This is a genomic window from Ensifer sp., from assembly GCF_035999135.1.
Lineage (GTDB): Bacteria > Pseudomonadota > Alphaproteobacteria > Rhizobiales > Rhizobiaceae > Ensifer.
Genome location: NZ_DASYGZ010000014.1, coordinates 1 through 8,564 on the forward strand (window position 1 = coordinate 1; position 8,564 = coordinate 8,564).

General features: G+C 63.2%; 7 protein-coding genes and 1 pseudogene. 7 read left to right on the forward strand and 1 reads right to left on the reverse strand.

Translation table 11 applies throughout. The annotated features are described in order from the left end of the window. Positions 1-1,447: FAD-dependent oxidoreductase (locus VGO12_RS01005; protein WP_327510895.1), on the forward strand; the 1,447-nt coding region annotated here is incomplete at its 5' end. A gap of 1 nt (position 1,448) precedes the next feature. Beyond that, entirely contained in the window at positions 1,449-2,444 is a 996-nt protein-coding gene (locus VGO12_RS01010) for an Ldh family oxidoreductase (protein ID WP_327510896.1), read from the forward strand. A 19-nt stretch (positions 2,445-2,463) separates the two neighbouring features. Here the strand turns inward: VGO12_RS01010 and VGO12_RS01015 are convergent, their stop codons facing one another. After that, positions 2,464-3,177 (reverse strand): GntR family transcriptional regulator, encoded by a 714-nt coding sequence (locus VGO12_RS01015; RefSeq protein ID WP_327510897.1) that lies wholly within the window; start codon positions 3,175-3,177, stop codon positions 2,464-2,466. A gap of 350 nt (positions 3,178-3,527) precedes the next feature. Here VGO12_RS01015 and VGO12_RS01020 point away from each other — a divergent pair, with 350 nt between their 5' ends. The 5 genes and pseudogenes from VGO12_RS01020 to VGO12_RS01040 all read left to right on the forward strand — a co-directional run. Continuing rightward, positions 3,528-5,027 carry an aldehyde dehydrogenase gene (locus VGO12_RS01020; protein ID WP_327510898.1) on the forward strand — a complete coding sequence of 500 codons (1,500 nt, stop codon included), beginning with the start codon at positions 3,528-3,530 and terminating at the stop codon, positions 5,025-5,027. Between the two features lie 2 nt (positions 5,028-5,029). Then, positions 5,030-5,914, forward strand: coding sequence for a dihydrodipicolinate synthase family protein (locus VGO12_RS01025; RefSeq protein ID WP_327510899.1), 885 nt, complete (start codon positions 5,030-5,032; stop codon positions 5,912-5,914). Positions 5,915-5,917: 3 nt separating this feature from the next. After that, a complete protein-coding gene (locus VGO12_RS01030) occupies positions 5,918-7,264 on the forward strand; it encodes an FAD-binding oxidoreductase (RefSeq protein WP_327510900.1) in 1,347 nt (448 codons plus the stop codon). A 104-nt stretch (positions 7,265-7,368) separates the two neighbouring features. Then, a complete protein-coding gene (locus tag VGO12_RS01035) occupies positions 7,369-8,370 on the forward strand; it encodes an ABC transporter substrate-binding protein (RefSeq protein WP_327510901.1) in 1,002 nt (333 codons plus the stop codon). Positions 8,371-8,459: 89 nt separating this feature from the next. Next, positions 8,460-8,564, forward strand: a pseudogene (locus tag VGO12_RS01040) (proline/glycine betaine ABC transporter permease); the annotation flags it as partial.

An 8,564-nucleotide genomic window follows, 5' to 3' on the forward strand; every position in this document is an offset into this window, starting at 1 on the left:
CCCCTGGTGCAATCGGCGCGACGACCAATGGGGCGGTTCGCTCGAAAATCGTACACGGATGTCGCGGGAGATCCTGACGCGGATCAGGCAGGTCTGCGGTCCAGACTTCATCGTCGGCCTTGCCGTCAGCGACGAACCGGATGTGAAGGTCGCGCTTCAACGCGACGAACTTGCCGAAATCATCCGTCTGCACGACGAGCTTGGCCTCATCGACTACGTCACCTGTGGCTCGGGCGGCTATCTCGATTTCTACAAGCTGATGCCGACGTTCCTCTATCCCGAGAAACTGGGCGCCGACCTCGCATCCGTCCTGAAGGGTGTCGTCAGGAATGCTGTGGTGATCGCCGAAAGCCATATCCGCACCCCGGAAAATGGCGAAACGGTGCTTGGCGAAGGATCAGCCGACCTCGTCTCGATCGTACGTGGCCAGATTGCCGACCCCCATCTGGCGACCAAGGCGGGCGAGGATCGGCCGGATGACATCCGCGGCTGCATTTCGTGCAATCAGATGTGCTGGGGACGCCGGTCGCGGGACTACTGGATCAGCTGTCTCATCAACCCCTCGGTCGGGCGCGAAGCCGAATGGAACGGCGACCGCTTTGCAAAGACCGGCGATCCGAAACGCCTGCTGGTGGTCGGCGGCGGACCGGCCGGGCTGGAGGCGGCCCGGGTGGCTGCGGAACGCGGACACAAGGTCGTGCTTGCGGAAGCGTCGAGCCGTCTCGGCGGCAATTTCCTCTTGGCGAGCATGCAGCCGCGACGGGCACAGATCCTCGACCTCATCGCCTGGTATGAACGGCAACTGGACAAACTCGGCGTCGCGGTTCGCCTGAACTCCTATGTCGAGGCCGGGGACATCGACGTTGCCGAATTTGACCGCGTCGTCGTTGCCACCGGCTCCTATTCCCCGGAGACAGGCTTCCAGAAGGCGCTGCCGTCGGTCGAGACGATGCCGGGCCTGGAGAACGGCAATGTCTTCACGGTCGAAGCGGTCATGGCGCGGCAGGCGAGACCGGGCAAACGCGTGCTGCTCTTGGATGAAGGCGGCGGCTGGCGTGGCTGCGGCACCGCCTGGAAGCTCGCCGAAGAGGGCCACCAGGTGACAATCCTGACGCCCGATCCGTTCGTCGGCAAGGAACTGCAGAGAACCGCGGCCGATGTTCCCATGCGGCAGGCGCTGAGGAAACTCGGAGTTGCATGGATCGTCGAGGCGAGCGTCACCGAGTGGCTTGGCAACGGTGCAACGATCATCGATCACACGACGGGAGAGTGCCGCTTCGTCGAGGCAGACGCTCTTGTCACGGCCACCACGAATTCCCCGGCGGACTGGCTGATGCGCGATCTCGCCGAACGCGATATCGCTGCACGCCCGATCGGTGACTGCGCCGCGCCGCGCCAGGCGCCCTATGCATTCTACGAGGGCCGCAAGGCGGGACTGGAGATCTGACATGGAAGAGATCGAACTCAGCGAGAGAGAGGCACGGGATCTGGCGCTGAGGGCCTGCCTTGGTGCCGGCGCCAATCCGGCGAGCGCCCGATCGCTCGTGGATGCAACAGTGTCGGCCGCCCGATTCGGCCCGAGTGCGGTCGGGTTTCCGCACCTGGTCGATTATCTGAACAGTTTTCGCGAGGGGCGCATCAATTGCGATCCCGTGCCGGTCGCCACTCGCCCCTTCCCCGCTCATCTCGCCTGTGATGCCGACCGGGGCATCGCGCAACTCGGCTTCGACCTCGCCTTCCGCGACTTCGTGGATGCTGCCCGCAACTTCGGGATTGCGCTCTTCACCCAGAAGAACAGCTATACGACGGGAGAGCTCGGCTACTACGTGCGCCGGCTTGCGCTGGAAGGCTTGAGCGGACTTGCGGCGACCAACGCCAACGCCATGGTCGTTGCAAAGGCGGGTGGGCCGGCCGTCTACAGCACCAACCCCATCGCCTTCGGATTTCCGCTCGGCGACAACGAGCCGCCGCTCGTCGTCGACCAGTCGTCGAGCGCGACTGCCTATGTCAACATTGCCGCTGCTGCCGCAGAAGGGCGGCAAATTCCGGAAGGGTGGGCGGTCGATGTCGATGGCGCAGATACGCTGGACGCTGAAAAGGCGCTTTCAGGCGCCCTTCTGCCTTTCGGCGGCCGCAAGGGCGCGAATGTCGCGCTGGTCGTCGAAATGCTGTCGGCCGGCCTCTCGGGCGGGTCGTGGTCGCTCGACACGCCAAGCTTCCGATCGGGCGAAACCTCTCCCGCGGTCGGCCTGACAGTGATTGCGATGACGCCCGGTCCGGCAGGCAGCGATCACGTCGCCCGTGCCCGCGACCAGATCCAGCGACTGATGGAACTCGGGGTGCACGTCCCGGGCGTCAGCGGCAGGCCGCCTGTCTCGATGGAGCGACCATTGCGCATGCCCCGCGCTGTCTTCGACGCCATTGATCGTTTTGGACGCGCGTAACCCGGCGACGAAGGTCCCGCTACACGCCGAGAGAGATCGCCATCCCTTCCGGGGCGGCATACATCGCCATGTTCTTGCGCGACAGATCGAGGTGTGCGCGGATCAACGCCTCCGCCCGGTCAGCATCGTGGTTCGCGATTGCATCGATGATCTCGTCGTGCTGGCGCGACGCCTCATGCAACTCCTCCAGCATGCGCGCGTTGCTCGGTCTGTAGAAAATCTTGCCGATACGCGCGTGATCGATCAGCAGCCGGCGAAGGCTTGGAAGGATGTACGCATTGTTCGCGATCTCGCCGATCCGAAGGTGAAATTTGTCATTGTAGAAGACGCGCCCGTCGACGTCATTGCTGTGAACCGCGTCGCGAAAGCTGTCCTGTATTTCGCGCAGGCCCGCGATATCTGCCTTCGACGCGTGTTCGGCGGCCAGCCGCGTTGCCGCGACGTAGATCATCGGCGCGATCAAGAAGAAATCCCGAAGCGATTGGTAGCTCATCGACGTCACACGGGCCGGCCGGTTCGCCTCAAGTTCGATGAACCCTTCCCCGGCAAGCTGCCGCATCGCTTCGCGCACCGGAGGGCGGGACAGTCCAAATTCCTCGCTCAGGGCGACTTCGTCCAGAACCGATCCCGGCGCGATCTGCATCGTCAGGATGCGGTGGCGCAAGGTGTTGTTCAGCGCAGCCTTTCGATCCGGGCCAACGCCTGCTTCAGGTGAGCTTTGATTGTGCGCCATGACAAACTCCTTCTGCGGGCATGATGTCTACAAAAAGTAGACCGGTCAACGCATTTCGATTTTCGTCGACTCTGCCCTGCGAAAACGCGGCCCCTTTTGCCTCCTCTTCAATCGATGTGCAAGGCCCGGCCGGCTCCACTCGCGAGCTAATCGCCATCGCGTCTTCGGTTGTGAACTCTCGCTCCGCAAGAGGACCCGCCGTGCTGCCTTGCCATCGCGATTCACGTGTCTATTGACAGTAGATCAAATGTCTATCTATTGTATTATGAGAAGCACACGAGACGGCCGACAGGAGCGTCGAGCCAGGTCGAGCGTCGCGGACGGTTTTCGAATTGATTGGGAGCAGGCGAATGACGGAACTTCTGACCAGGGCGCAATACGAGCAAATCGCGTCCCGACTATCCCTCCCTTCAAAGGCCATCATCGACGGCCGCTCGGTCGAGGCGAAAACGGGACGCACATTTCCAACGACCAATCCCGCGACGGGCGAGAAGCTCGCGGACTTGCCCGCCTGCGGCCCGGAGGATGTCGACGCGGCGGTTGCCAGTGCGCGGCAGTCTTTCGCCGACGGCCGCTGGGCAAAGCAGCATCCCGCAGCCCGCAAGCAGGCGCTTTTACGCCTTGCCCAGCTCATCGAGGACAATCTGATCGAGCTCTCGGTCATGGAGAGCCTCGACAGCGGCAAGACCATCCTCGATTGCCAGACGGTCGACGTGCCCGAGACCGTCAACTGCCTGCGTTGGCACGCCGAAGCGATCGACAAGATCTACGACCAGGTCGCGCCGGCCTCGAACGACCACATCGCGCTTGTCGTTCGCGAGCCCGTGGGTGTTGTCGGGCTCGTCCTGCCATGGAACTTCCCGCTCCTCATGCTCGCCTGGAAGATCGGCCCGGCGCTTGCCGCCGGCTGTAGCCTGGTGGTCAAGCCGGCGGCCGAGACGTCGCTGACGGCGCTTCGCGTGGCTGAACTGGCGCTTGAGGCCGGCATCCCGGCCGGCGTCTTCAACGTGGTGACAGGCTCGGGCTCGCAGGTCGGCGAGCCGATCGGCCGGCACATGGACGTCGACGCCGTGTCGTTCACGGGCTCGACCGCGACAGGGCGGCGCTTCCTCAACTATTCCGCCGAGTCCAACCTCAAGGAAGTCGTCCTCGAAATGGGCGGGAAGAACCCCTCGATCGTCATGGACGACGCCGACGACCTCGACGCGGTCGCAGCCCATATCGTCAACGGCGCCTATTGGAACATGGGCGAGAATTGCTCGGCCATCTCCCGGCTGATCGTCCATTCTGCCGTCAAGGGGAGGCTGCTCGACAAGATCGTTGCCGCCGTGAAGAACTGGCACGTGGGCGACCCGCTAGATCCCGACAACCGTGTCGGCCCCCTCGTCTCCGAGGCGCACTACCGGAAAGTCGCGAGCTATCTCGGCGATGGCGTGAAGGTTCTTCACGGCGGCGAAACCAGCAAGGGGCGCTTCGTTCACCCGACCATCGTCGAGGTCGAAAGCAACGCCGCCCGGCATGCCAGGGAAGAAATCTTCGGTCCGATCCTGACGGTCATCACGGTCGACAGCCTCAAAGAGGCGGTCGCGATCGCCAACGAGACGGAGTACGGCCTGACGGCCTCCGTCTTCACCGGCAACGGCAAGCACGCCATGCGAGCCGCCCGCGCTCTTCGTGCCGGCACCGTCACCGTCAACTCCTTCGGCGAGGGCGATATCACCACACCGTTCGGCGGCTACAGGCAGTCCGGTTTCGGCGGGCGCGACAATTCCGTCCACGCCCACGACCAGTACACCCAGCTCAAGACCATCTGGCTCGATCTCAACGACGACGAAACCGCGGATCTGTAACCATGAACAACTTCCCGTTTCCCGGCCTGAACCTCGCAATCGCAACGCCCTTCGACGCGGAAGGCCGCATCGACTACGCCAAGCTCGAGCAGAACATCGAGCGCTACCTCGCGCTCGGCGTACCCGGCTTCGTGTTGAGCTCGGGCACCGGCATGCATGTGTACCTGACGAATGAAGAATCGAAGGAGCTCGTACGGCGCGGATCAAGGATCATCAACGGCCGGGCCAAGGTGATCGCCCAAACCTCGGCGCTGCTGACGGCCGACGTGGTCGAGCGGACGAAGTTCGCGGCCGATTGCGGCGCCGACGGCGTCATGGTCCTGCCGCCCTTTTTCGAAGGGCCGACGGACGATGAAGGCATCATCGACTTCTACACGGAAGTGGCGGCCGCCGGTCTTCCGGTCATCGGCTACAACGTCCCACACGCCGTCGGCGTGACCGTGACGCCGGAGCTTCTCAAGGAGCTTTGCGCGATCCCGAACTTCTGCGCCGTCAAGGACTCGAGCGGCGATCTCGGCAAGCAGGCATCTCTCATTCGTACCGGCCTTCCGGTCATGAACGGCGCCGACCATCTCGTGCCCTTCGCTCTCTGGTCCGGAGCGAGCGGCCTCATCTGGGGCGGCGCCAATTTTGCGCCGCGCACCGCGCTCGCGCTGGTCGCGGCTGCCACCGCCGGCGAATGGGGCAAGGCGCGCGACATCTGGTCCCTGCTCGAACCGGCAATGTCGCTCATTTGGGAAGGCGACTATGTGCAGTCGGTTTATGCCGCCGCGCAACTCACCGGCTTTGGTGCCGGCGCACCGCGCAAGCCGCTCCGTCCGCTCTCGACAGATCGCGTCGCAACCATCCGCGCCGCTCTCGGCAGCCTGATCGAACGGGAAGCCTGAGCCGTGAACTCGCCCTCGAAAAAGGTCTTTGTCGCATCGAGGCTCCCGAAGAACACGGGCGTTTCCGGGTGGGTGGCGATGCTCCCTCCCCGCCAGGCAAAACCCCGGCTCGAGGGCCATATCACCGCCGACGTCGTCGTCATCGGCGGGGGCTTCGCAGGTCTTTCCGCAGCCCGCAGGATCATGGAGCTCAATCCGACACTCCATGTCGCCGTCCTCGAGGCCGGCGTCATCGGGGAGGCTGCGGCCGGACGAAATTCCGGCTTCATCATCGACCTGCCGCATGAGGTCTCGTCCGAAGATTACGGTGGAGACTCTCTCACCAAAAGCCGCGAGGCCATCGAGATCAGCCGCACCGCCATCGCCCTTGCCAGTGCCGTTGCACAGGAACGGGGCTTGGGCCGCGAGGTCTTCGATCCGTGCGGGCGCTACAGCGTCGCCATCAGCGACGAGGGCGACCAGCATCTCATCGACTATGCCAAGGGACTGGTGAAGCTTGGCGAAAAGCATCAGCTGCTCAATGCGCGCGAAATCGCCGACGTGACGGGCACAAACACCTATACGTCGGCGCTGTTTACGCCTGGAACCATCATGGTGCAGCCGGCGGCCTATATCCGCGGCGTCGCAGACAGCCTGCGCGAACATGTCAGGGTCTATGAAAATACCCCTGCCGTGCAGTTGGAAAACACTGGTCGCGGATGGCACGTCAAGACACCGCAAGGTTCGATCAGCACAGACCGGATCATCCTTGCCAACAATGGCCATGCGGAGAGCTTCGGCTTCTTCAGGAGCCGGCTGCTGCACGTCTTCACCTTTGCCTCGATGACGAAGGAGTTCGAACCGAGCCTGTTGCCGGGTCAGCGCAAATGGGCCGCGACGCCGGCCCTTCCAATGGGCACGACTGTCCGGCGCATTCAGGGTCAGGCTGGCGACCGGATCCTCATCCGCTCCCGCTACACCTATCACCACAACATCGAGGCGAGCGAAGGAACCCTGCGGCGCGCGGGTGCGAAGCACGACCAGAAATACCAAGCCCGCTTCCCCCAGTTGCCGGATGTGCCGATGGAGTTTCGCTGGGGCGGCGCCATGGCGCTGACATGGAATTCGGTGCCCGCCTTCGGTGAGATCGAGCCCGGCCTGTTTGCGGCCTGCGGCTGCAACGGCGTCGGTGCCACGAAAGCCACGGCAAACGGCATTGCAGCGGCAGACCTGATGCTCGGCATCAGATCACGACTGACCGAAATCTTCGCGCGCTTCGACGCACCGAAATCGCTGCCTCGCCAACCGTTTCGGACGATCGGCGCCAAGGCGAACCTCGCATTCCGCGAATGGCGTGCTGGTGGCGAGTAGATAGTCGCCGCGAACAGGCGCGGCAGATCCTTTCGATGACTGAAGCCGGTGCTCGCGGCACTCCGGTTTTGATGGAACACGCCGCCAAAAGAGGGAACGGAAAAATGAAAAAACTGCTTGCATCGACCTGCCTGATGTTCGGCCTGGTTGGCGGGGCATCGGTATCCAATGCCGCCGAATGCGGAAGCGTGACCATCGCCAGCATGAATTGGCAGAGCGCCGAGGTGCTGTCGAACCTCGACAAGTTCATTCTCAATGAAGGCTATGGCTGCAGCGCCGAGATCACCATCGGCGACACCGTGCCGACCATCACTTCGATGGCCGAGAAGGGCCAGCCGGACATCGCTCCGGAAGCATGGATCGACCTTCTGCCCGATATCGTCAAAAAGGGAACGGATGAAGGCCGGATCATCAAGGTCGGCTCTCCCCTGCCCGATGGCGGCGTGCAGGGTTGGTGGATCCCGAAGTATCTCGCCGACGCCCACCCGGACATCAAGACGATTGGCGATGTGCTGAAGCATCCGGAACTCTTCCCCGATCCGGAAGACGCGAAGAAGGGTGCCATCTTCAACGGGCCGCAGGGCTGGGGCGGAACCGTCGTCACGGCCCAGTATTACAAGGCGTTTGAAGCCGAGAAGGCCGGTTTCACGCTGGTCGATACAGGCTCGGCGGCGGGCCTCGACGGCTCCATCGCCAAGGCCTATGAGCGCAAGGAAGGATGGGCCGGCTACTACTGGGCGCCGACTGCGTTGCTTGGCAAGTATGAGATGGTCAAGCTCGACGCAGGCGTGCCGCTTGATGCCGCCGAATGGAAACGCTGCATCACCGTTGCCGATTGCTCGGATCCCAAGCCAAGCGCCTGGCCGGTCGATACGATCGTGACGCTGGTCGCCAAGCCGTTCTCCGAGAAGGTCGGGCCCGAGGTGATGGACTATCTCAACAAGCGCGCCTGGAGCAACGATACGGTCAGCAAGCTGATGGCCTGGATGACCGACAATCAGGCGAGCGGCGAAGAAGGCGCCAAGCACTTCCTCGAAGAGAACGAAGCGGTCTGGTCGAAATGGGTCTCGCCGGAAGCGGCCGAGAAGATCAAATCGGCCCTTTAAGCGTCGTCCGGGTGCGGTGAGCCCAGGCAAATCGCACCCTTTGCCAAAATCGAAAACTTGCGCCGGCTTCTTCAAAAAGGAGGAACCGAATGGAATGGCTTTATGAATTCCCACACATGAACGACGACGCTCTTCGCGCGCTGAAGAAAGCGATCGACGAAGGTTTCCGGTCGTTCACGCGCGCCTATGGCGAC

Coding starts and splice junctions, on each gene's coding strand:
- VGO12_RS01035 (WP_327510901.1), top strand. CDS start 7,369: ATGAAAAAACTGCTTGCATCGACCTGCCTGATGTTCGGCCTGGTTGGC.
- VGO12_RS01010 (WP_327510896.1), top strand. CDS start 1,449: ATGGAAGAGATCGAACTCAGCGAGAGAGAGGCACGGGATCTGGCGCTG.
- VGO12_RS01015 (WP_327510897.1), bottom strand. CDS start 3,177: ATGGCGCACAATCAAAGCTCACCTGAAGCAGGCGTTGGCCCGGATCGA.
- VGO12_RS01025 (WP_327510899.1), top strand. CDS start 5,030: ATGAACAACTTCCCGTTTCCCGGCCTGAACCTCGCAATCGCAACGCCC.
- VGO12_RS01020 (WP_327510898.1), top strand. CDS start 3,528: ATGACGGAACTTCTGACCAGGGCGCAATACGAGCAAATCGCGTCCCGA.